Origin of the sequence: Tenacibaculum sp. A30 (assembly GCF_051200845.1) — a bacterium.
GTDB lineage: Bacteria > Bacteroidota > Bacteroidia > Flavobacteriales > Flavobacteriaceae > Polaribacter.
Genome location: NZ_CP195160.1, coordinates 535,847 through 557,814 on the forward strand (window position 1 = coordinate 535,847; position 21,968 = coordinate 557,814).

Annotated in this window: 24 protein-coding genes and 1 riboswitch; of the genes, 7 read left to right on the forward strand and 17 right to left on the reverse strand. The window is 34.5% G+C overall.

The annotated features are described in order from the left end of the window. Positions 1–116: 116 nt before the first annotated feature. Complete coding sequence (locus ACR9ES_RS02540; RefSeq protein ID WP_435254983.1) at positions 117–1,679, forward strand: hypothetical protein; 1,563 nt, start codon at positions 117–119, stop codon at positions 1,677–1,679. A gap of 172 nt (positions 1,680–1,851) precedes the next feature. Here ACR9ES_RS02540 and metF read toward each other — a convergent pair whose 3' ends face one another. From metF to ACR9ES_RS02555, 3 genes are all read right to left on the reverse strand, one after another. Next, positions 1,852–2,808, reverse strand: a complete 957-nt coding sequence (gene metF, locus ACR9ES_RS02545) for a methylenetetrahydrofolate reductase [NAD(P)H] (RefSeq protein ID WP_435254984.1) — start codon at positions 2,806–2,808, stop codon at positions 1,852–1,854. 228 nt (positions 2,809–3,036) lie between these two features. Continuing rightward, positions 3,037–5,691 (reverse strand): methionine synthase, encoded by a 2,655-nt coding sequence (gene metH / locus ACR9ES_RS02550; RefSeq protein WP_435255617.1) that lies wholly within the window; start codon positions 5,689–5,691, stop codon positions 3,037–3,039. A gap of 124 nt (positions 5,692–5,815) precedes the next feature. Next, positions 5,816–6,844 (reverse strand): homocysteine S-methyltransferase family protein, encoded by a 1,029-nt coding sequence (locus ACR9ES_RS02555; RefSeq protein ID WP_435254985.1) that lies wholly within the window; start codon positions 6,842–6,844, stop codon positions 5,816–5,818. 50 nt (positions 6,845–6,894) lie between these two features. Then, positions 6,895–6,999, reverse strand: a riboswitch (SAM riboswitch). A gap of 269 nt (positions 7,000–7,268) precedes the next feature. On the opposite strand from ACR9ES_RS02555, the gene ACR9ES_RS02560 reads away from it, so the two are divergent. The 6 genes from ACR9ES_RS02560 to ACR9ES_RS02585 all read left to right on the forward strand — a co-directional run bounded on the left by ACR9ES_RS02560 (position 7,269) and on the right by ACR9ES_RS02585 (position 10,060). After that, positions 7,269–7,874: a hypothetical protein gene (locus ACR9ES_RS02560; RefSeq protein WP_435254986.1), complete on the forward strand. Its 606-nt coding sequence runs from the start codon at positions 7,269–7,271 to the stop codon at positions 7,872–7,874. A 177-nt stretch (positions 7,875–8,051) separates the two neighbouring features. Then, a complete protein-coding gene (locus tag ACR9ES_RS02565; protein ID WP_435254987.1) occupies positions 8,052–8,567 on the forward strand; it encodes a hypothetical protein in 516 nt (171 codons plus the stop codon). Positions 8,568–8,591: 24 nt separating this feature from the next. Further along, positions 8,592–8,948 (forward strand): hypothetical protein, encoded by a 357-nt coding sequence (locus tag ACR9ES_RS02570; RefSeq protein WP_435254988.1) that lies wholly within the window; start codon positions 8,592–8,594, stop codon positions 8,946–8,948. 55 nt (positions 8,949–9,003) lie between these two features. Then, a complete protein-coding gene (locus ACR9ES_RS02575; RefSeq protein WP_435254989.1) occupies positions 9,004–9,462 on the forward strand; it encodes an SRPBCC domain-containing protein in 459 nt (152 codons plus the stop codon). 78 nt (positions 9,463–9,540) lie between these two features. Next, on the forward strand, positions 9,541–9,780 hold the full coding sequence (locus ACR9ES_RS02580) for a ribbon-helix-helix domain-containing protein (RefSeq protein ID WP_274633768.1): 240 nt from the start codon (positions 9,541–9,543) through the stop codon (positions 9,778–9,780). After that, positions 9,773–10,060, forward strand: a complete 288-nt coding sequence (locus ACR9ES_RS02585) for a type II toxin-antitoxin system RelE/ParE family toxin (protein ID WP_435254990.1) — start codon at positions 9,773–9,775, stop codon at positions 10,058–10,060. Before ACR9ES_RS02580 ends, ACR9ES_RS02585 begins: the two co-directional genes overlap by 8 nt. Positions 10,061–10,156: 96 nt before the next feature. Here ACR9ES_RS02585 and cysM read toward each other — a convergent pair whose 3' ends face one another. The 14 genes from cysM to ACR9ES_RS02655 form a co-directional block, all read right to left on the reverse strand. Beyond that, positions 10,157–11,044, reverse strand: a complete 888-nt coding sequence (gene cysM / locus ACR9ES_RS02590; RefSeq protein ID WP_435254991.1) for a cysteine synthase CysM — start codon at positions 11,042–11,044, stop codon at positions 10,157–10,159. Between the two features lie 19 nt (positions 11,045–11,063). After that, on the reverse strand, positions 11,064–11,807 hold the full coding sequence (epsC, locus tag ACR9ES_RS02595; RefSeq protein WP_435254992.1) for a serine O-acetyltransferase EpsC: 744 nt from the start codon (positions 11,805–11,807) through the stop codon (positions 11,064–11,066). 23 nt (positions 11,808–11,830) lie between these two features. Continuing rightward, a complete protein-coding gene (locus tag ACR9ES_RS02600; RefSeq protein ID WP_435254993.1) occupies positions 11,831–12,163 on the reverse strand; it encodes a ferredoxin in 333 nt (110 codons plus the stop codon). Continuing rightward, positions 12,163–13,218, reverse strand: a complete 1,056-nt coding sequence (locus tag ACR9ES_RS02605; protein WP_435254994.1) for an NAD(P)/FAD-dependent oxidoreductase — start codon at positions 13,216–13,218, stop codon at positions 12,163–12,165. The genes ACR9ES_RS02600 and ACR9ES_RS02605 overlap by 1 nt, the downstream gene beginning before the upstream one ends. A gap of 7 nt (positions 13,219–13,225) precedes the next feature. Then, complete coding sequence (locus tag ACR9ES_RS02610; protein WP_435254995.1) at positions 13,226–13,801, reverse strand: precorrin-2 dehydrogenase/sirohydrochlorin ferrochelatase family protein; 576 nt, start codon at positions 13,799–13,801, stop codon at positions 13,226–13,228. After that, positions 13,801–14,568 (reverse strand): uroporphyrinogen-III C-methyltransferase, encoded by a 768-nt coding sequence (gene cobA, locus ACR9ES_RS02615; RefSeq protein ID WP_435254996.1) that lies wholly within the window; start codon positions 14,566–14,568, stop codon positions 13,801–13,803. Before cobA ends, ACR9ES_RS02610 begins: the two co-directional genes overlap by 1 nt. Before the next feature lie 14 nt (positions 14,569–14,582). Then, on the reverse strand, positions 14,583–16,685 hold the full coding sequence (locus tag ACR9ES_RS02620; RefSeq protein ID WP_435254997.1) for a HEPN domain-containing protein: 2,103 nt from the start codon (positions 16,683–16,685) through the stop codon (positions 14,583–14,585). Between the two features lie 38 nt (positions 16,686–16,723). Next, entirely contained in the window at positions 16,724–17,071 is a 348-nt protein-coding gene (locus ACR9ES_RS02625) for a 4Fe-4S dicluster domain-containing protein (protein WP_435254998.1), read from the reverse strand. Between the two features lie 12 nt (positions 17,072–17,083). Then, positions 17,084–18,331 (reverse strand): sulfate adenylyltransferase subunit 1, encoded by a 1,248-nt coding sequence (locus tag ACR9ES_RS02630; RefSeq protein WP_435254999.1) that lies wholly within the window; start codon positions 18,329–18,331, stop codon positions 17,084–17,086. Positions 18,332–18,454: 123 nt separating this feature from the next. Beyond that, on the reverse strand, positions 18,455–19,360 hold the full coding sequence (gene cysD, locus ACR9ES_RS02635) for a sulfate adenylyltransferase subunit CysD (RefSeq protein WP_435255000.1): 906 nt from the start codon (positions 19,358–19,360) through the stop codon (positions 18,455–18,457). Between the two features lie 11 nt (positions 19,361–19,371). Continuing rightward, positions 19,372–19,980: a phosphoadenosine phosphosulfate reductase family protein gene (locus ACR9ES_RS02640; RefSeq protein WP_435255618.1), complete on the reverse strand. Its 609-nt coding sequence runs from the start codon at positions 19,978–19,980 to the stop codon at positions 19,372–19,374. Between the two features lie 11 nt (positions 19,981–19,991). Then, positions 19,992–20,246 carry a DUF2061 domain-containing protein gene (locus tag ACR9ES_RS02645; RefSeq protein WP_435255001.1) on the reverse strand — a complete coding sequence of 85 codons (255 nt, stop codon included), beginning with the start codon at positions 20,244–20,246 and terminating at the stop codon, positions 19,992–19,994. Positions 20,247–20,363: 117 nt separating this feature from the next. Then, entirely contained in the window at positions 20,364–20,771 is a 408-nt protein-coding gene (locus ACR9ES_RS02650; RefSeq protein WP_299002628.1) for an RrF2 family transcriptional regulator, read from the reverse strand. Positions 20,772–20,794: 23 nt separating this feature from the next. Then, positions 20,795–21,961 carry a trans-sulfuration enzyme family protein gene (locus ACR9ES_RS02655; RefSeq protein ID WP_435255002.1) on the reverse strand — a complete coding sequence of 389 codons (1,167 nt, stop codon included), beginning with the start codon at positions 21,959–21,961 and terminating at the stop codon, positions 20,795–20,797. Positions 21,962–21,968: the final 7 nt, after the last annotated feature.

The following is a 21,968-nucleotide window of genomic DNA, read 5'->3' on the forward strand; positions in this document are numbered from 1 at the left end:
ATCAGAATAAAATCCAAATGTATATATTGGCTTTTCTAACAAACTCTTTTTAAATGGGTTAGTTACGATATCAAAACAACAAAAAACAAAAACAAACTACTGAAAGACAAAAAGTTATGCGTAAACCAATTACATTCTCCAACCAACAAAATGACGCATTATTTGTTTTGATAAAGTCGTTATCAAAATCAGAAAAACGTCAATTTAATTTATATGTAGGTCGTTTAGGTGGTAATGTAGATGCGAAGTTCTTTTCCCTTTTTAAATTGTTAGAAAAACAAAAATGTTACAACGAAAAAGCAATTATTGATAGTGGTGTTGTTAGCAAACAGCAACTTTCCAATTTAAAAGCTCACTTATATAAGCAAATACTAATTAGTCTTCGTATGAATCCTGCCCATAAAAACATCAGAATTCAAATACGTGAGCAGTTAGATTTTGCTACTGTTTTATATCAAAAAGGATTGTACAAACAAAGTTTAAAATTGCTTGAGAAAGCAAAAAATATGGCAATTGAAAATGAAGAAAAAAATATTGCCTATGAAATTGTTGAGTTGGAAAAAGTGATTGAAAGTCAATATATAACCCGAAGTATCGACACGCGTTCAGATGAGCTAGCTATTCAAGCGAAAGAGCTCAGTCAGCAAAATGTAATAGCTAGTAAACTATCTAACTTATCACTGCAATTGTATGGAACCTTATTAAAAAACGGGTACGTAAAAAATGATGAAGAACTGCAACGCGTAAATTCTTATTTCAATTCTAAGTTACCCGAATATTCGTATGAAAAATTAGGATTTAGAGAAAAGTTATGGCTATACAAAGCACACTTGTGGCATAGTTTTTTAACACAGGATTTTTTACAGAGTTACAAGTACGCCAACAAATGGGTAGATTTATTTAAAAACGACGCTAAGAATATTTCTTTACACCCTGTTTTTTATTTGAAAGGGAAAAATTATTTATTAGAAAGCTTATTTTTTATCAAGCACTATGATAAATTTAAAGAAGAACTTTCTTTGTTTGAAGATGAGATTGAGGCTAAAACTATTCCTCAGAATAGTAATACTGAAATCCTTACCTTTTTATACTATTATACCAATAAATTACACCTACATTTCTTAGAAGGTAACTTTTCAGAAGGTGAATATTTAGTAGACATTATCAATGAAAAAATTGATGAGTACAAAGATCGTTTAGACACACATCATATCGTTGTATTTTACTATAAAATAGCTTGTTTATACTTTGGTATGGGCAAAAACAAAGAGTGCATTTTATACCTAAATAAAATCATCAAATCTAAACATATTGATGTCGCACAAGATTTACAATGTTTTGCTAGAGTGTTGTGCTTAATTGCTCATTATGAATGTGGGTTAGATTACGATTTAGAACGGCAGTTTAAAGACACCTATCGTTTTTTACTAAAAATGGAAAATCTTCAAGAGGTTCAAAAGGAATTTATCTCTTCTATAAAAGCATTAGGTGATGTTTACCCACATCAAATAAAAAAGGAGTTTAAGAAGATATACGATCGCTTAAAAGTATATGAGAATCATCCTTATGAAAAAAGAGCTTTTTTGTATTTGGACATTCTTTCTTGGCTGGAAAGCAAAATAGAAAACAAACCTGTAGCACAAATTATTCAGGAGAAGTTTGTTAGCACTCAAAAATAACGTTTTGTCTCTTAATGAGATAACCATGTCGTTATACCCCTCGTTATGACGTAAGAAATATTAAAAACTAACCTGTCATTTCGACCGAAGTGAGAAATCTCATTAAAACAAATAACTTATATTCATAAGGTTTCTCACACTTCGTTTCACTCGGTTCGAAATAACGATTTATTTAAAAAATGGCTTCAGCAACTTGTTGAATATTCGTTGATCTTCCCATTGAATAATAGTGTAAAATAGGCACTCCTTTTTGTTTCAACTCTTTACTTTGTGCAATACACCATTCGATCCCAACTTGTCGAACTTCGCTATTGTCTTTGCATTTAATTACTTCTTTTACCAACGCATCTGGTAAATCTACTTTAAAGCGATGAGGAATTAAATTCAATTGTTTTTTGGTTGAGATTGGTTTTAATCCTGGAATGATAGGAACTGTTATACCTTCTTCTCTACATTTATCTACAAACTCAAAGTATTTTTGATTGTCAAAAAACATTTGTGTTACTATATAACTTGCTCCGTTTTTTATTTTTTTCTTTAAAAAATGAATGTCAGAATCTAAACTTGGTGCTTCCATGTGTTTTTCTGGATAACCTGCTACACCGATACAAAAATCAGTTTTTGAGGAGTTTTGCAAGTCATCATCTAAATATCTTCCTTTATTTAAGTTTTCAATTTGAGTTACTAACTCACTTGCATACGCATGTCCGTCCTTTTCTGGCTTAAAATAAGTTTCGCTTTTTACAGCATCACCACGCAACGCAACTACGTTATCAATACCTAAAAAATCGAGGTCTATTAAGAAATTCTCGGTATCTTCTTTGGTAAACCCTCCACACAAAATATGTGGAACGGCATCTACTTGGTATTTATTCTGAATTGCCGCACAAATACCTACCGTACCTGGACGCTTTTTTACTACTTGCTTTTTTAACAATCCGCTTTCTAACTCTTTATACACATACTCTTCTCGATGATAAGTTACGTCTATAAACGGCGGATTGAATTCCATTAACGGATCAATATTTTTGAATATTGAATCAATATTATCTCCCTTTAATGGTGGAAGAATTTCAAACGAAAACAATGATGTTCCGTTAGCTTTTTCTAAATGTTCTGTTACCTTCATAAGTATAGCTTATAAAGGCATATTTAACTTACATCAGCGAAGCTGCAAACAACGATAAAACTGCCATAATTGCTAGTTGAATTGCAAACCTGATTTCTAATTGATATTTCTTCATTACATCTGATTTTTACACTGCAATATTACTATGCCTTTTTAGCTTTTATCTTAACTTACTTAAAACTTATTGTTAATTAAATACGCTCTTTTTATTGGTTTTTTAATTTATTATTAATTGTCTGATATATTTGGATGCAACCATTTTCTGGCTTTTTCTAAAGGAATGTTTTTTCGTTCTGCAAAATCTCTTACCTGATCGTCAGTTATTTTACCCAAACCGAAATATTTAGCTTCATTATTGGCAAAATAATACCCTGAAACGGCTGCTGCTGGCCACATAGCTAAACTTTCTGTTAGAGTTACTCCTATATGCTCTTCAACTTGTAACAATTCCCATATCGTCTCTTTCTCAAGATGATCAGGACAAGCTGGATAACCAGGTGCAGGACGAATACCTTTATATTCTTCTTTTATCAACTCATCGTTGGTTAAATTTTCTTCGGAAGCATAGCCCCAATGCTTAGTTCTCACTCTGTGGTGCAAGTATTCTGCAAAAGCTTCTGCAAAACGATCGGCAATGGCTTGTGCCATAATAGCATTGTAATCATCGTGATTTTCTTTGTACTGCAAGGCTAATTCATCAGCGCCAAAAATGGCGGTACAGAAAGCTCCTATATAATCTGTTCTTTCTGTTTCCTTTGGAGCAATAAAATCTGCCAGAGCGAAACTTGGTTTTCCTTCACGCTTTTTTAATTGCTGACGTAAGGTTCTAAACACTGCGATTTCTTTTCCTTTCTTTTGAACTGAAATATCGTCGTCGTTAATTGTGTTTGCTTCAAACAAACCGAAGATTGCCTTAGGTTTTAATGCTTGTTTTTCTATGATGAGTTGTAACATCTTCTGAGCATCTGCAAACAAATTGGTTGCTTCTACTCCTACTACTTCATCTTCTAAAATATCAGGAAACTTTCCGTGTAAATCCCACGAACGAAAAAATGGACTCCAGTCAAAATAAGGTACCAAGTCTTTTAAACTTACTTGCTCTAGTTTTTGTACTCCTAGTTCTTTTGGTTTACTAATATTAGTGGTTTCCCAATCTATTTTGAATTTTCGTTCTCTGGCTTCCGAAATAGGTATGTAGTGCTTTTGTTTACCTCGTTTCAAAAACTTATCACGAAACTCTTCGTAATCTTTCTTCAACTTGGCAACATATTCGTTAGAGGTTTCTTTATTTAGTAAATCTCCTACTACTGTTACTGCTCTTGATGCATCGTTTACGTGTACTACTGCGTTTTTATACTGTGTATCAATCTTTACAGCAGTATGTGCTTTAGAAGTTGTTGCTCCTCCTATTAATAAAGGAATCTCCAAATTTTGACGTTCCATTTCTTTGGCTAAATACACCATTTCATCTAACGAAGGTGTTATCAATCCACTTAAACCAATAGCATCTACCTTTTCTCTTTTGGCAGTTTCTATGATTTTTTCTGGAGGAACCATTACTCCTAAATCTACAATCTCATAATTGTTACAACCTAATACTACAGATACGATGTTCTTACCAATATCATGCACATCTCCTTTTACGGTTGCCATTAATATTTTTCCAATAGCTTTTTGCTCCTCACTTTTTTCTGCTTCAATAAAAGGATTCAAATAGGCTACGGCTTTTTTCATTACTCGGGCAGATTTTACAACCTGAGGTAAAAACATTTTTCCTTCACCAAACAAATCACCTACCACATTCATCCCGGTCATTAAATGTCCTTCAATTACATGTAGTGGTTTTGCAACACTCAAACGAGCTTCTTCAGCATCTTCTTCAATAAAAGCGTCTATTCCTTTTACCAAAGAATGTGTAATACGTTCTTGAAGTGGTAAACTTCTCCATTCTAAAACCTGCTCTTTGTTTTCTGCTTTAGCCCCTTTTACCGTTTCGGCAAATTCTAATAAGCGTTCAGTAGCATCATCTCTTCTATCTAAAACAACATCTTCAATATGTTCTAATAAATCCTTCGGAATATCATCGTAGACTTCTAACATCGTCGGATTCACAATTCCCATGTTCATTCCTGCTTTGATGGCATAGTATAAGAATACCGAATGCATTGCTTCACGTACCACATTGTTTCCTCTAAAAGAAAACGACACGTTGCTCACTCCACCACTCACACTAACATGCGGTAAGTTTTCACGTACCCAACGAGTAGCTTCTATAAAATCCAACGCATTTTTTCTGTGCTCTTCCATTCCCGTAGCTACAGGAAAAATATTTAAATCGAAAATGATATCTTCTGGCGGAAAACCGACGATGTCGGTTAATATATTATAAGAACGCTCTGCAATTTCGATTCTTCGTTCGTAGGTATCGGCTTGCCCAACTTCATCAAAAGCCATGATAATTACAGCAGCTCCGTATCTTTTTATCTGGGTAGCTTCCCAAATAAACTTTTCTTCACCTTCTTTTAAAGAAATAGAGTTTACAACCGATTTACCTTGTACTACCTGTAATCCAGCTTCGATGATTTCCCATTTAGAACTGTCAATCATAATAGGAACTCTGGCAATATCAGGTTCAGAAGCTATTAAGTTTAAGAAACGTACCATCGCTTCTTTCCCTTCAATTAAACCATCATCCATATTAATGTCGATGATTTGTGCTCCTCCATCTACCTGATGACGTGCAATTGCCAAGGCTTCGTCGAACTTTTCTTCTTTAATCAATCGAAGAAATTTACGCGATCCTGCTACGTTTGTTCGCTCACCAACATTGATAAAATTACTTTCTGGAGTAATAATCAGTGGTTCTAACCCCGATAATTTCATGTATCTCTGCCCCTCTCCAACCTCTCCCCAAAGGGAAGAGGCTTTTGTTGTAGTATTTTTTATATCTCTATCACTCATCTCTATCTTTACTGTTTTTTATGAAATACACCATTCTTAATCATCACTAACTTAACTTCCCTTCCCTTTGGGAAGAGACTGAGGGTTGGGCATTTCGTGGTTTGTACTTCGCTGCTACTGCTGCAATCGCTGAAATATGTTTAGGTGTGGTACCACAGCACCCTCCTATGATATTGATTAAATTTTTCTTTAAATATTCTTCTATCTGATTTGCAGTTTCTTCGGGGGTTTCGTCATATTCTCCAAAGGCATTCGGTAATCCGGCATTTGGATGTGCAGAAATGGCAAAGTCCGTTTTAAAAGCAATTGCCTCTAAGTGTGGTTGTAATAAATTGGCTCCTAAAGCGCAATTAAATCCTACGGATAACAACGGAATATGAGAAATCGAAATCAAAAACGCCTCGGCTGTTTGTCCAGACAAGGTTCTACCTGAAGCATCGGTAATGGTTCCTGAAACCATAATAGGCACTTCTATATTGCGTTCAGCTTTTACCTCTTCAATAGCAAATAAAGCCGCTTTGGCATTTAGGGTATCAAATACGGTTTCTACCAATAAAATATCTGAACCGCCATCAATTAAAGCTTCTACTTGTTGTTTATAAGCAATTCGTAATTCATCAAAAGTTACGGCTCTGTAGCCTGGGTCATTTACATCAGGAGACATACTTGCCGTACGGTTTGTAGGTCCGATAGAACCTGCTACAAAACGAGGTTTGTGTGGTTCTTTTGCAGTGAACTCCTCTGCTACTTCTTTGGCTATCTTAGCAGATTGGTAATTTAACTCGTATACCAACTCTTCCATTTGGTAATCTGCCATGGCAATGGTGGTTCCAGAAAAAGTGTTGGTTTCTACAATGTCTGCTCCTGCCGCAAAGTACTTTCTGTGTACTTCTTTTACGGCTTCGGGTTGCGTGATGGATAACAAATCGTTGTTTCCTTGCAACGGAGTTGGGTAGTCTTTAAAACGTTCTCCACGAAAATCTTCTTCAGAAAATTTATATTCCTGAAGCATGGTTCCCATAGCGCCATCGAGCACGAGGATTCGTTTTTGTATTTCTTGATAAATGTTTGACATTCCTGATATTTAGTGTACTGTTATCAGGAAAAGAGGAAGTAAAATTCTTTTCGTTATCTCTCTGCCGAAGCAGTAGAATGTAGCACCTTCTTTGTTTGCACAAAGGGTTGCTAAGGTTTCAAAGGGTCTATTCCCTCCACCTTTCTTGATAACATCAATACGTTAATGAACGGAGCAAAGTTATAGTATTATTTTTTATTTACCCAATTTTTTATTTTGGAATTAAATTGACACCCAAAAAAAGAACAGATTACTGCTAGGTAACAACATATTTTTATTTTATATTCGGTGCTTGAAATAAGAAGAATAAAATTGCTAAAAATTCCACTTATCACAATTATATATACAGATAAAAGAAGTTTTAGTTCTTTTATTAATGAGTTGCCTTTAATTGCTGAAAAAACCGCAGAACTAAAAACCGGATATGATTAATAAACACAAATTAATTCTTTTCACATTAATATTTCAGATATTATTTAGTTGTGCTCCAAAACTGACTTTCACTGAAATAGAAGATAAAGTAAACAAAGAATATATTGCTTTTAACAAAAATGATTTTGAGTATGAATACGACAATACTCCTATAAAATACTTAAAGGAATATGGAGAAGAAGGATTTAGAAAAAAACTTCAAGAAATCTATGAATCAAGAAAGGAAAGTGAATTTCCAATAATGTTTAATGACATTGGAGAATTAAAAATACAAGATATTAATAAATGTAACTCAACGTATTTTTATAAAGTTAAATACATAGTTGACAAAACACAAATGACACCATATTTGGATTCGACAGCATTAGAATTGAATTATAAAAATTACGGAAAAGAAAATGTGAATTTTAATCCGAGTTCAAAAATTTTACAAACTAGATTACAGGAAGAGCGTATTTTAATTTTTGACAAAGATAAAGTATGGAAAATATTAACTTTTAAGGACTTTGACAGCCAGTTATATGATAGATTATTTGGAAAAGGATTTTCGGAATGTCTAAAATCAAAAGTTGGAAATTCGGAATATCTTCCATATTGATAATTGAAAACTTAAAAACAAAAAGCAACTAAAAGGCAACACCGGCTATAGTTCATTGCTTCTGACTTTCCTCTCGGAAAGTCCTCGCAAATTTGCTATCTTCGGTTTACGGCGGAAAATCCTGCGGATTTTCACGCAACGAAACCATAGCCAAAACCGTTAGCGGTAATTACAATAATGCAAGAAAAAGTAAACTCATATTTAAACGAAATGCAAGAAGAATCTCCAAACTGTGGAGGTCAATATCATTTCACAAAAGTAAACCTGCCACATGGAGAGAATTTAATAAATCGACTTAAATCTTATTTGCTGAAAATTGAAGCGTACAAAGTGCCTTTAGTTGTAATTGATAACGAGCAAAAAGTCGTTGAAGGAAGAAAAGTTGAGAACTTGAAACTAATACCAATTCAAGATTTTAAAAGTTTAATTGATGTCAAATTAAAATATTGGAGGGAACATAGAACAGGTTTAGATTGCAGAGAAGAGTTAACTGAATTTTATTACTCAAAAGAGAAATTATTTAAAACCTCAATTTTTGAGTTTTTATCAAGCAGGAGAGACTTGAAGACTTATAAACTTGAAGGAATTGACACATATTTCGCCCATGAAATAGGCGGAGATATGATTGGAGATGATATTCTCTTTGAAAGTGAAAAAGAAATTTATGCCCTTCACTTTGGATGGAGTTCATAAAAAGCTAAAACTATTAAATTAATTATGTGGGATTTATTTAACAACAAAAAAGTCATAATTGAATCAGACAGAGATAGTGTCTGTATGGGAGATGATATGTCAAGACATAATAAATTTACAGAATTTCCTGAAAAAACAAAAATGAGCAAGTTAATTTTAGAACTCGTTAAAATACATACTATTTCTAGAGGTTGGGCTATTTGGGCTGGAACATATGATAATTACAAATGTATAAAAGATAGTGATGGAAACTGGTTAATTGACAAAAACATCACCATAAAGATTTTTTTTAAAGACACAAAAAAATATGTTTTCTTCGACAAAGAATCTTTTGGAAAAAAATGTGAAAAGAAAACTACCGCTAACAATGGGTATAAATAATTACTTGTTCTCGCCTACGTCAAAAAACTAAACCTTTAACCAAGTACACAAAATCATGAAAAAGCTACAATTTAAAAAAGACATTAATGCATCTGCTGAGAAAGTGTATAACACCATGCTTGGTATTGATACTATTAAAACCTACCAGCAGTGGACAGCTGAGTTTAACCCAACCTCAACCTATGAAGGAAGCTGGGAAAAAGGAAGCAAAATCTATTTTGTAGGAACGGATGAAAATGGTAAAAAAGGTGGAATGGTCTCTGAAATTGTAGATAATATTCCTTTTCAGTTTATTTCCATTCGTCATAACGGAATCTTAGATGGTGATAATGAAATTACCAAAGGTGCTGAGGTTGAAAAATGGGCAGGTTCACTGGAAAATTATTCATTTCACGAACATAATGGAGTCACCACAGTGACAATAGATTGTGATGTAGCAGAAGATTATCTGGATTATTTTAACTCAACTTGGGATAAAGCTTTGAATAAACTAAAAGAGATTTCAGAAAAATAGTGTACGAGCAGAATAGCTATTTATCAAAATTTGGAATTGATGCATATTTGATGTATTTTTACACCAAATAATAAAATCATGGCAAGACAAAGCATATCATTTACCGAACCTAACGATGAATGGTTAAAAACCCAAATAGACGGTAAAGAATATTCGAGTAAGAGCGAATTGATAAATGACTTAATTAGACAAGCTAGAAAACAGCAAGTACAAGTTGACTGGATCCGAACTAAACTAGAAAAGGCTGAACAAAGTGGATTTACAAATGATAGTAAAGAAGAAATTTTAGCCCTATCTAAGTCTTTGTTAAATGGCTAAATACCGATTAAGTAACGAAGCTAAAATTGATCTTATTCGGATTCATCATTACGGAATAGAAAAATTTGGAATGACTCAAGCAGACAAATACTTTGAAACATTTTTTGATTATTTTGATATTATTGCACAAAGCCCTTTCTCATTTGAAGCGGTAGACCACATAAAAAAAGGATATAGACGTTGTGTTTGTGGAGTTGATAGTATTTATTTTAAAATAACAGAAAATAATGTCGAAATAATGGCTATCGTAGGGCAACAAGATTTGAACCAAAAACTATAAAAACTGTTCATTCATAACTTTATCAGAAAATTATTTTTTAAATAAAAATTCCCGCCTAAGCGGGAATTTTTGTATTATAAAGTAAGTCTTGACAATCTATTGAAACAAATCCGAAGATAAATAGCGATCTCCTCTGTCGCAAATCACCGCTACAATTACGCCCTTATCAATATTTTTGGCTATTTCTAACGCTGCATGTACCGCTCCTCCACTACTCATTCCTGCAAAAACACCTTCTTCTTGTGCTAGTCTTCTCGTCATGTTTTTAGCATCGTTTTCGTCTAGTTCAACCACTTGATCTACCTTACTTTTGTTAAAGAATTTTGGTTGATAAGCTGGTGTCCATTTACGAATTCCTGGAATTTTTGCTCCATCCTTAGGTTGCGCTCCAATAATTTGTACCTCAGGATTTTGTTCTTTTAAATAAGTAGAAACTCCCATGATGGTTCCTGTAGTTCCCATGGCAGATACAAAATGTGTTACTTCTCCTTCAGTATCATTCCAAATTTCCTGACCTGTGGTTTTGTAATGTGCTTTCCAGTTATCGGTATTTTCAAACTGGTTCAACATAAAATAGCCTTTTTTATAACGTAGTTCTAAGGCAACATCTCTAGAACCTTCAATTCCTTTTTCTGCATCCGTTAAAATAACCTCAGCTCCGTAAGCACGCATCGTTTTTACACGTTCTTCGGTAGAATTTTCAGGCATAACCAATACCATATTTACTCCTAATATTTTTGCCATGAGCGCTAACGCAATTCCTGTGTTTCCACTAGTTGCTTCTACTAAATAATCTCCTGAACGGATATTTTTCCTTTTGATAGCTTCAGCAATCATATTAAAGGCTGCTCGGTCTTTTACACTTCCACCAGGATTGTTTCCTTCTAATTTTAGCAATAACTTCACTCCTTCTTTTTGAAGAATGTTAGAAACTTCTATGAGTGGTGTATTTCCTATGCTATCTATTATCGTTTTAGTTTTCATGTTGATTTTTATACCTACATTATTTAACATAGGATTTTCTAGTGGTTATTTTATTTTCTGACTCATAGGTCACAATAGATCCTTCGGGTACAGAGGTGGTTACGCAAACATTTGCACCTATTATACTATCTCTTCCTATCACTACATCGCCTCCTAAGATAGTTGCATTGGCGTAAATGGTTACATTATTTTCAATCGTTGGATGCCTTTTTGTGGATGCTAATTCTTTTTTTACTTGAATCCCTCCTAAGGTAACTCCTTGATATATTTTTACGTTTTCTTTAATAATCGTGGTTTCTCCAATCACAATTCCTGTTGCGTGATCTATAAAAAACGAATCGCCAATAGTTGCTCCTGGGTGAATATCCGTTCCTGTTAATCCATGTGCATATTCGCTCATCATTCTTGGTAAAATCGGAACTTCCATTTTGTACAATTCATGACTCAATCGATATACGGCAATCGCATGGAATCCTGGATAGGCTAAATACACTTCTCCTAAGCTTTTACAGGCAGGATCTGTCTTTTCAAATGCTTTGGCATCTAAATCTAACTTTTCTCGTATTTCACAAAACGTTTGTTGATATGCTGCCCATACTTCCGAAGTATTTTTAATAGCTAAACCCTTTAAAATTTTTTCAAACTTTTCTTTTAAATGATTTGCTTTTTCTTGGCATACATCATTAAACAAGGTATAAAATAATTGTTTTGTAAAAACTTCTACATCATCTTTTAATGATAAATCGTACTGCTTGAATCCCATGTGATAAATTTTTACAAAAATAATTAACTTTCGGGAGCTAACTCAACTTCTAATCCTTCTAATTCAGGAGTTATATGAATTTGACACCCTAATCGGCTATTTTCTTGCACATGAAACGCTTCTGCTAGCATTGCATCTTCATCATCATTCATTTCTGGTAATTCATGATTCGACTTCACATAACACTGACAAGAGGCACACATTGCCATTCCACCACAAATTCCGATAGTTCCTTCAGGAGCTAATTCGTACGATCGAACCACCTCCATTAAGTTCATTGCCATGTCTGTCGGAGCAATTACCTCGTGCAATACGCCATCACGATCGGTAATTTTTATTGTAACATCCTGCTCCATTACTGAATCGCTTTTACTACTGCTTTTGGTGCTTCTTTTCTAGTACCATCAAAACCATCTACGCCTCCTACTGTTGTATACTTCATCACGTATTTTTTATCTGGATGAATACGCTTATAGGCACTCTGACACATTAACGTTGCTTCGTGGAATCCACATAAAATCAATTTTAATTTTCCTGGATAAGTATTCACATCACCAATCGCATAAACACCTTCAACATTCGTTTGATAATCTAACGCATTGTTTACTTTAATGGCATTCTTCTCAATTTCTAATTCCCAATTGGCAATCGGTCCTAACTTTGGTGCCAATCCAAATAATGGAATGAAATGATCTGTATCAATGATAAATGGTTCTTTACCTGTTTCCTCTACTACAACTCCTGTTACGTGCTCTTTCCCTAACACTGCTTTTACCTCAGCAGGCGTTATCAAATTGATTTTTCCTAAATTCTTTAATTCTTGAACTTTTTCTACAGAATCCAACGCTCCTCTAAACTCGTTTCTTCTATGAATTAAGGTTACCGATTTAGCCACATCTGTTAAGAAAATAGACCAATCTAAAGCAGAGTCTCCTCCTCCAGCGATTACCACATCTTTATCACGATACAATTCTGGTTCTTTAATCATGTACTCCACTCCTTTATCTTCAAAATCGATAATATTTGGGATGATAGGTTTACGTGGCTCAAAACTTCCTAACCCACCTGCAATCGCTACCACAGGTGCTTGATGTTTTGTTCCCTTATTGGTAGTTACGATAAACGTTCCGTCGTCTTGCTTTTCAATAGTATCCGCTCGTTCTCCTAAGGTAAATCCTGGTTCAAATTGTTTGATTTGCTCCATCAGGTTCTTGGTTAAATCTCCTGCTAAAATCTCTGGATATGCCGGAATATCGTAAATAGGTTTCTTCGGATAAATTTCTGAACACTGCCCACCTGGTTGCGGTAAGGCATCAATTAAATGACAACGTAGTTTTAATAATCCTGCTTCAAAAACTGTAAATAGTCCTGTTGGACCCGCTCCAATAATTAATATATCTGTTTGTATCATTTCTACTCTATTTCACTAAACTCTCTGTCAGTTTATTTAATGTTTCTACTTTTTGTTCAAAGTTTCCTTTGATGGTTTTTCTATAACTATTTAAGTTTTGTACTAATTGATTGATGTCTTCTGGAATTACTTCTTCAAAAAACTGACGCAATCTCTTAGCCGTTGTGGGTGATTTTCCATTGGTTGAAATAGCTACTTTTACGTTCCCTTTGGTGACAATTCCACCCATATAAAAATCACAATACGGTGGATTGTCTGCTACATTCACCAATTTATGTTGGCTTCTACAATCTTTATACACCTGCATATTTACCTCTGGAACATCTGTAGTTGCAATCACCAAATGTTTTTCTTGTAAATACGTATCGTTATAGCTATCCTTTATCATATTCACCTTACCTTTTTGAGCAATAGCAACAGTTTCATCTCTAAAAAAAGGAGCGACCATCGTTACTTTAGCATCTGGACTCGATTTTAATAAAAATCGTAGTTTTTCCTCTGCTACAAATCCTCCTCCAACAATTAGCACTTCCAATTCTTTAGTCTTTAAAAAAATTGGGTATAAATTATTTCTTTCTTCCATTACACCACCTCTTTTAAAGCTACTTCTTGTTGCACTTGAAGCAATTGCTGCCTGTGATTTACCACCTCTCCTAACACAATAATAGCAGGGTTACTCAAGTTGTTTTTAGCCACTACTTCTTCTATCGTATCTACAGTACCAATTCCTATTTTTTCTTCAGGAGTTGTTCCATTTTGAATAATTGCTACCGGTAATTCATTCTTTCCTTCTTCTTTAAAAAGATGAATGATTTCTGAGAGTTTCCCCATACCCATTAAAATAACAACCGTTGCACTTGATTTTGCTGCTAAAGCAACATCGTTTGACAATTGGTGCTGTTTTGTAGTTCCTGTTATTACCCAAAAACTTTCTGAGCTTCCTCTTTTTGTCAATGGAATATTCTGATATGCTGGTACTGCTAATGAAGATGAAATTCCCGGTACTACAGCAACTTCTAACCCGTGTTTAGCTGCGTATTCCATTTCTTCTGATCCTCTACCAAAAATAAAAGGGTCACCTCCTTTTAAACGTACTACATGTCCGTGAGAAAATCCTCTTGCAACAATCAACTCATTAATTTGTTCTTGTTGATATCGGTAACATCCTCTGCGTTTTCCTACAAAGATTACTTCTGCACTCGGATTTACATATTCTAACAATTCGTTATTTACCAACGCATCATACAATACCACATCGGCTTGTTCTAATGCTTTGATAGCTTTTAAGGTGATTAAATCAGCATCTCCTGGTCCTGCACCTAATACGGTTAATTTCGGTTGATTTTTCATTGGACTCTCTTTTTTTAACTTTCTACGGCTACTTTACGGTACGCATCAATGGTTTTATAAAATGATGACGCTTCTTCTAAATACCTTTTTGCAAAGGCTTCCGTAGGTTCATTTTCATTGATTTGATAAATCAATTCTGCAAATGAACTTGATAATTCTATTTTTTTATTTGCTACAAACAGTTCATCAAAATTGGTTATAATTCCTGCTTGTGTGTTTGTTTTTGCTCCTTCTGCTGTTAACAAAGCTTTGGCTGTGTTTACCATAGCTGCGTAAGCGTGGTAAATACTATCTGACCATTGTTGACTACTCAAGGCTTCTGATGCATTTTCTAGCTTTTCTTCGCTTTCAAATAATAAGGTTGCTACTAAGTCTATCACCACTCCAGCACATTCTCCTACTCCTATGGCTTTTACATAGTTTTTATTGTGTCCCCAATCAATAAAATCGTCTTCTGTTAAATTGGTAGTGTCTGATAGTTCTTTTAAAAGATCATAGAAATACGATTTTCCTTGTCTATCATAATAATTTAAAAAGTCTTCCGCTTCTTGTTTATTACTTTCAAAATCGTTTAACAAAACTCGTAAGGACTCTGGTCCTCTTTTACTTGGAATTTTCACTAACTTATCAGAGAAACGTCCGCTTCCATCTCCTAAAACTCCACCGCCTACCAATACTTGTAAGGCAGGAGCTAACAATTTACCTACTTTTACAGACATTCCTTGAAAACCAATATGTGCCATGTTGTGTTGTCCACATGCGTTCATACATCCGCTAATTTTAATAGTGATGTCTTTGTTATTTACATACTGTGGATATTCAGCTTTTAACACACGCTCTAACTCTGCTGCAATTCCCGTACTACTTGCAATACCTAGGTTACACGTATCCGTTCCCGGACATGCTGTGATATCATTCAAACTATTATATCCTGCATCTGCAAAGCCTAATTTTTGTAATTCACTATAGAAAAACGGTAAAAACTCTTCTCTTACGTGACGAATTAAAATATTTTGACGTAACGTAAAGCGTAATTCATTCGCTGCATATTTCTTGATTAAATCTGCTAACAAACGTGCTTTATCGGTATAAAAATCTCCTAAAAGTACTTTAATCCCTACAGCATATAGTCCGTCTTGCTTTTGCTTGAAAACATTAGTTGCTTTCCAGTTTTGATATGCTTCTTCATCTTCTATTACTACAGATGGAACCTCGTTGGTTTCAAAAACAGAGTCTTGCTCAAAATCGGTAGTATCTATCGGATACGTTTTATACGCTAATGCTGCTCTTTCTTCAGCTACTAATTCTAGAAAAGCTTCTACTCCTAAATCTTTTACCAAGAATTTTAAACGGGCTTTGGCTCTTTTAGCACGCTCTCCATAACGATCGAACACTCGTAAAACACCTTCGATAGTTGGTATTAATAAGTCTGCTTCTAAAAAGTCATAAATTACATCTGCATGACGTGGCTGTGAACCTAATCCACCAGCTAATAATACTTTGAATCCTTTTACTTCTTTACCTTCTACTATTTTTGTTTTAGCAATAAATCCTAAATCGTGAATAAAACTCAATGCGGTATCTTCTTCTGTTGCAGAAAAAGACATCTTGAACTTCCTTCCCATTTCTTGACAGATTGGATTACGTAAGAAGAATTGGAAAGTAGCATGTGCGTATGGTGTTACATCAAACGGTTCTTTCGGATCGATTCCCGCAGTTTCTGAAGCCGTAACATTTCGTACAGCATTACCGCATGCTTCACGCAACGTAATATCGTCTTTCTCTAACTGCGCCCATAACTCAGGCGTTCTGTCTAAACTTACATGGTGAATTTGAATATCTTGACGTGTGGTAATATGTAAACGGCCACGTGAATACTCATCAGAAACATCTGCTATTCTATGTAACTGTTCACTCGTTACTTTACCGTACGGTAATTTGATACGAATCATTTGTACTCCTAATTGGCGTTGTCCGTAAATTCCTCGGGCTAAGCGTAAGCTTCTAAAACGTTCTTCATCTATTTTTCCTTCGTTAAACAAGCGTATTTTACGCTCTAACTCTAGGATATCCTTTTCTACTAAAGGGTTTTCTATTTCTGATCTAAAACTTTGCATCTGTTATACTCCTTAATTTGCTTGTAAAAGCGTTGATATTAGTTATGTAAGAGTTCTTGTTTTGCTAACAATTGCTCTTCGGTTTCTACATGTGCATCATCTGGCACACAACAATCTACAGGACATACTGCTGCACATTGAGGTTCTTCATGAAATCCTTTACATTCAGTACATTTATCAGGTACTATAAAATAGTATTCGTCTGATACTGGTTCATTATCTTCATCAGCATTTACAGAAGTTCCATCAAGTAACTCTATATTACCTTGTAATGAAGTTCCTTCACTATACTTCCAATCACTTGCTCCTTCATAAATAGCTGTATTTGGGCATTCTGGTTCGCAAGCTCCACAGTTGATGCATTCATCTGTAATGATTATTGCCATAACTTTTATTATTTACTTGATAAAACCAACTCCTGAGGTAGTATTGGTTTTAGGGTTGATGATTATAAATGCTCCGTTTGCTTTATTTTCTTCATACGAATCAACAAACAAAGGTTTGCTAACCTTTAAACTCACCTCTCCTATTTCATTTAGTAATAATTGAGATGGAGCTTTTTCTTTTCCTGTAAAATCAGTACGAATTAAAGCTGTTAGTTCGGTTATTTTTGCTTGTACATCATTTACTCCGTGTTTGATATAATATTTTTGAGAGGCTTGTAATGGTGCCTTATCCATCCAACAAATAGTAGCTTCTAACTGTTTTACCACAGATGGTTCTTCACCTGTTTTAACCAACATATCTCCTCTACTTACATTTACATCATCTTCTAAAGTGATGTTTACAGAGCTTCCTCTTTTTGCTCTTGCATATTCTTTATCAAAAAACTGAATACTTTTTATGGTAGATTTTGTTGCCGATGGTAATACCGTTACAGGATCTCCTACTGCTAAATCTCCTCCGTACAATTTCCCAGCATATCCTCTAAAATCATGGTATTCATCTGTTTTAGGGCGGATTACTGTTTGCACAGGAAAACGTGCTTTTGATTCTTCTTGTGTATCTTCAGCCCCTAAGTTTTCAAGATGGTTCAATAATGTTTCTCCTTTATACCATGGAGTGTTTTCTGAAGACTTCACGACATTGTCTCCTTTTAAAGCTGATAGCGGTATGAATGTTATATTTTGATTTTGATACTCACTCTTCTTAGCTAGATATTCTATTTCTCCTTTTATCTGGTTGAATTTATCTTCTGAAAAATCTACCAAATCCATTTTGTTTACAGCTACTATCACGTCTTTTACTCTCAATAAATTATTGATAAAGAAATGACGATAGGTTTGCTCTACTACTCCGTTTCTTGCATCTACTAAAATGATAGAAGCTTGAGAATTTGAAGCTCCTGTAACCATATTTCTAGTGTACTCTATATGACCTGGAGTATCGGCTATGATAAAGCTGGTTTTTGGTGTTGAAAAATATATATGAGCTACATCAATAGTGATTCCTTGTTCGCGTTCTGCTACCAATCCATCTGTTGCTAAAGAAAAGTCTAAGTAATCAAATCCACGTTGTTTACTTTTTTCTTCTATCGCTTCTAATTTGTCTTGGGTTAATGATTTTGTATCGTATAAAATTCGCCCTATTAGTGTGCTCTTCCCGTCATCTACACTTCCTGCTGTTGCTATTTTTACTACGTTCATTTTTTATGTTGTTGGCAATAGGCTATTAGCTTTTGGTTTTTAGCTCTTAGCTACTTTTGCTTAGTTTATATTATTAAGTTTTATAATGCTAACAGCCAAAGACTAATAGCTAACATCTTTTTTTTAAAAATATCCTTGTTGTTTACGTTTTTCCATCGCTGCTTCAGAGCGTTTATCGTCTATTCTTGCTCCTCTTTCAGATATAGTTGACTCTCTAATTTCATCTACTACCGTATCAATATCTATCGCATTTGATAAGACTGCTGCTGTACAACTCATGTCTCCTACGGTTCTAAAACGTACCATGCGTTCACGTACTTCTTCTTCTTCTTCTCTATACACAACTTCATCATTTGCAGACCAAATTAACCCATCTCTAATAAAAGTGGCTCTTTTATGAGCGAAATAGATGGATGGAATTTCAATTTGTTCTTGTTGTATATACGACCATACATCTAACTCTGTCCAGTTAGAAATTGGAAAAACACGTACATTTTGACCTAAATCAATTCTTCCATTTAGCATGTCGAACAACTCTGGGCGCTGATTCTTTTCATCCCATTGTCCAAAATCATCTCGTATTGAAAAAATACGCTCTTTAGCTCTCGCTTTTTCTTCATCTCTACGCGCTCCACCGATACATGCGTCGAAACCAAATTCTTCAATGGCATCTAATAACGTTTCGGTTTGTAACATGTTTCGGCTAGCGTACTTTCCTGTTTCTTCTTTTACTTTACCAGCATCAATATTGTCTTGTACTTGACGTACTATTAACTCAACACCTAATTCTTCTACCAAACGGTCTCTAAATTCAATCGTTTCAGGAAAATTATGTCCTGTATCGATATGTAATAAAGGGAATGGAATTTTTGCTGGATAAAATGCTTTTTGAGCAAGTCGCACCAGTGTTATGCTATCTTTGCCCCCCGAAAACAATAACACCGGTTTTTCAAATTGCGCGACTACTTCTCTTAATATATATATGGCTTCACTTTCTAAAGCTCCTACTTGTATCGTTTCTGTATTCATAATCATGTTCTTTAAATATGTAAACCACATTCTCTGTTACTTTCTACTTTTGTGGGATCGAAGTACTTAAACTCGTTAGGTAATTGATGCTCTTCTAAATAAGCATCTAACTTCTCATCTGACCAATGGTAAAACGGACTCACTTTTAATATTCCATCTTTACTTCTTGAAACAATATCAATACTATCTCTAAAAGCTGTTTGTCCTTTTCTTAAGTTCGTAAACCAAACATCTGGCTTATGTTCTTCCATCGCTCTTTTAAAAGGCTCTAACTTCACTTGCTCAGTAAATACCGCATGTTTAGGATCATCAACTGTTGGTAACCCTAAAGTGATATTTCTGTGTGCTACCGTTTGTTTAGGAACATACAACTGAATGTTTAACTGTAGTTTTTCAATTAACTCTTCAGCATGTTTATAGGTCTGTGGTGTATTATATCCTGTATCACACCAAATAACATCTATACTACTTTTTACTGATGCTACTGCGTGTAAAATGGCTCCTTCATAGGGACGAAAGTTTGTAGTTACTACGGCTTTATTTGCTTGTAGTAATGCCCAAACAATAATCTCTTTTGGAGATTTGTTTTTTAACTCTGCATTTACTGCTTCTAAATTCATTGTTTCTATACTCATTTTTTGCCCCATTTAATACTGTTCCAAACTCTTTCGTGAAAAAAATACAATAGCATTTTTGTTACTAATTCTACAGCTCCAATTGAAAAAGCTGTTTTTACTTGTCCTGTAATTACCCATGATATTAATATTGTATCTACGGTACCAACAACTCTCCAACTTATTGACTTTATAATGCTTCTTACTGGTTTTTCAGAAAGCTTATCTTCTTTATAATTAGCTTTATTTTCTACTACTTGTTCTACAATCATTTTTAAAATACCATTACCCTATCGGAATACTAGGTTTTAAGTCGACAAATATACAGATGCTTTTTAATTCTCCAAGGGGAAATCAAAAAAATATTTGAATTTTACAATTTGTTAATACTACACTAAATCTGCAAGTGTGTTATTACGAAGTACTTGTAGCGTATTATCTCTTACTTGAATCATTAATTTGTGTACTGAGCATGCCTCCTCATCAGGGCAGTCATCACATTTTTCATAATAATTCAAACTAACACAGGGTACCATTGCTATGGGTCCTTCAAGTGTTCTAATAACCTCAGTCATTTTAATTTCGTTGGATGGCTTAAGCAAATAATAGCCTCCACCCTTTCCTTTTTTTGCTCCTAAAATTCCTGATTTTCGTAAGGTAAGTAATATGCTTTCTAAAAACTTGTGCGAAATATTTTCATTTTCTGAAATGGTCGCAATTTGTACCATAGTGCCCTTTTCTTGCCTAGCAATAAAAGTAAGCGCCTTAATTCCATATTTTGTTTTCTTAGAAAGCATATTACAAATATATACTTTACTTCCTAATTATTTAATGCTTGATTTAAATCGTTAATTACATCTTCTACATTTTCTAATCCTACCGAACATCGTACTAAACCATCAGTAATTCCTACTTCTAATCGGTCTGCTTCACTTAACTTACTATGCGTTGTTGATGCTGGATGCGTTACAATCGTTCGTGTATCTCCTAAATTTGCTGATAATGAGCATAGTTTTATGCTATTCAAAAAATTACGTCCAGCATCAATACCTCCTTTTACTTCAAAAGCGACAATATTTCCTCCCAGTCGCATTTGTTTTTTTGCGATTTCATACTGTGGATGTGATTTTAGAAATGGATACTTTACCAAATTTACTTTTGGGTGTTCTTCTAAAAACTGTGCTACCTTCAACGCATTCTCACAGTGCTTTTCTACTCGTATCGATAAGGTTTCTAAACTCTTAGATAATACCCAAGCATTGAATGGCGACATTGCTGGTCCAGTGTTTCTTGAAAACAAATAAATCTCTCTGATTAATTCCTCTTTTCCTACTGTTACTCCTCCTAAAACACGCCCTTGACCGTCTATTAACTTCGTTGCTGAATGAATGACCAAATCTGCTCCAAACTTGATTGGGTTCTGTAAATAAGGCGTTGCAAAGCAATTATCAATTACCAACAATAAATTGTGCTTCTTTGCAATACTTCCCAACAACTCTAAATCTAAAATATCTACTGCTGGATTGGTTGGAGTTTCTGCATATAATATTTTGGTATTCGACTGAATTAGGCTTTCAATTTTATCTACTTCATTAATTTTAAAGTAACTCGTTTCAATATTCCACTTTGGTAAATATTTGGTAAACAAACTATGGGTTGACCCAAAAACAGAACGACATGAAACTATATGATCCCCTGCATTTAACAAAGCCCCAAACGTTGAAAACACCGCAGCCATACCTGTTGCAAAAGCATATCCTGCCTCTGCTCCTTCCATTGCTACCATTTTATTAACGAATTCTGTGGTATTCGGATTTGAAAATCTACTGTATAAATTCTTCTCCTTTTCTTCGGCAAACGATGCTCGCATATCTTCAGCATCATCAAACACAAAACTTGAGGTTAAGTATAAGGGTGTTGAATGTTCTGAAAATTGAGTGCGCTCTGTTTGCGTTCGTATGGCTTGGGTTTCGAAATGTTGACTCATGTTGTTT

Coding starts and splice junctions, on each gene's coding strand:
- ACR9ES_RS02540 (WP_435254983.1), top strand. CDS start 117: ATGCGTAAACCAATTACATTCTCCAACCAACAAAATGACGCATTATTT.
- metF (WP_435254984.1), bottom strand. CDS start 2,808: ATGAAGGTAACAGAACATTTAGAAAAAGCTAACGGAACATCATTGTTT.
- metH (WP_435255617.1), bottom strand. CDS start 5,691: ATGAAATTATCGGGGTTAGAACCACTGATTATTACTCCAGAAAGTAAT.
- ACR9ES_RS02555 (WP_435254985.1), bottom strand. CDS start 6,844: ATGTCAAACATTTATCAAGAAATACAAAAACGAATCCTCGTGCTCGAT.
- ACR9ES_RS02560 (WP_435254986.1), top strand. CDS start 7,269: ATGATTAATAAACACAAATTAATTCTTTTCACATTAATATTTCAGATA.
- ACR9ES_RS02565 (WP_435254987.1), top strand. CDS start 8,052: ATGCAAGAAAAAGTAAACTCATATTTAAACGAAATGCAAGAAGAATCT.
- ACR9ES_RS02570 (WP_435254988.1), top strand. CDS start 8,592: ATGTGGGATTTATTTAACAACAAAAAAGTCATAATTGAATCAGACAGA.
- ACR9ES_RS02575 (WP_435254989.1), top strand. CDS start 9,004: ATGAAAAAGCTACAATTTAAAAAAGACATTAATGCATCTGCTGAGAAA.
- ACR9ES_RS02580 (WP_274633768.1), top strand. CDS start 9,541: ATGGCAAGACAAAGCATATCATTTACCGAACCTAACGATGAATGGTTA.
- ACR9ES_RS02585 (WP_435254990.1), top strand. CDS start 9,773: ATGGCTAAATACCGATTAAGTAACGAAGCTAAAATTGATCTTATTCGG.
- cysM (WP_435254991.1), bottom strand. CDS start 11,044: ATGAAAACTAAAACGATAATAGATAGCATAGGAAATACACCACTCATA.
- epsC (WP_435254992.1), bottom strand. CDS start 11,807: ATGGGATTCAAGCAGTACGATTTATCATTAAAAGATGATGTAGAAGTT.
- ACR9ES_RS02600 (WP_435254993.1), bottom strand. CDS start 12,163: ATGGAGCAGGATGTTACAATAAAAATTACCGATCGTGATGGCGTATTG.
- ACR9ES_RS02605 (WP_435254994.1), bottom strand. CDS start 13,218: ATGATACAAACAGATATATTAATTATTGGAGCGGGTCCAACAGGACTA.
- ACR9ES_RS02610 (WP_435254995.1), bottom strand. CDS start 13,801: ATGGAAGAAAGAAATAATTTATACCCAATTTTTTTAAAGACTAAAGAA.
- cobA (WP_435254996.1), bottom strand. CDS start 14,568: ATGAAAAATCAACCGAAATTAACCGTATTAGGTGCAGGACCAGGAGAT.
- ACR9ES_RS02620 (WP_435254997.1), bottom strand. CDS start 16,685: ATGCAAAGTTTTAGATCAGAAATAGAAAACCCTTTAGTAGAAAAGGAT.
- ACR9ES_RS02625 (WP_435254998.1), bottom strand. CDS start 17,071: ATGGCAATAATCATTACAGATGAATGCATCAACTGTGGAGCTTGCGAA.
- ACR9ES_RS02630 (WP_435254999.1), bottom strand. CDS start 18,331: ATGAACGTAGTAAAAATAGCAACAGCAGGAAGTGTAGATGACGGGAAG.
- cysD (WP_435255000.1), bottom strand. CDS start 19,360: ATGAATACAGAAACGATACAAGTAGGAGCTTTAGAAAGTGAAGCCATA.
- ACR9ES_RS02640 (WP_435255618.1), bottom strand. CDS start 19,980: ATGAATTTAGAAGCAGTAAATGCAGAGTTAAAAAACAAATCTCCAAAA.
- ACR9ES_RS02645 (WP_435255001.1), bottom strand. CDS start 20,246: ATGATTGTAGAACAAGTAGTAGAAAATAAAGCTAATTATAAAGAAGAT.
- ACR9ES_RS02650 (WP_299002628.1), bottom strand. CDS start 20,771: ATGCTTTCTAAGAAAACAAAATATGGAATTAAGGCGCTTACTTTTATT.
- ACR9ES_RS02655 (WP_435255002.1), bottom strand. CDS start 21,961: ATGAGTCAACATTTCGAAACCCAAGCCATACGAACGCAAACAGAGCGC.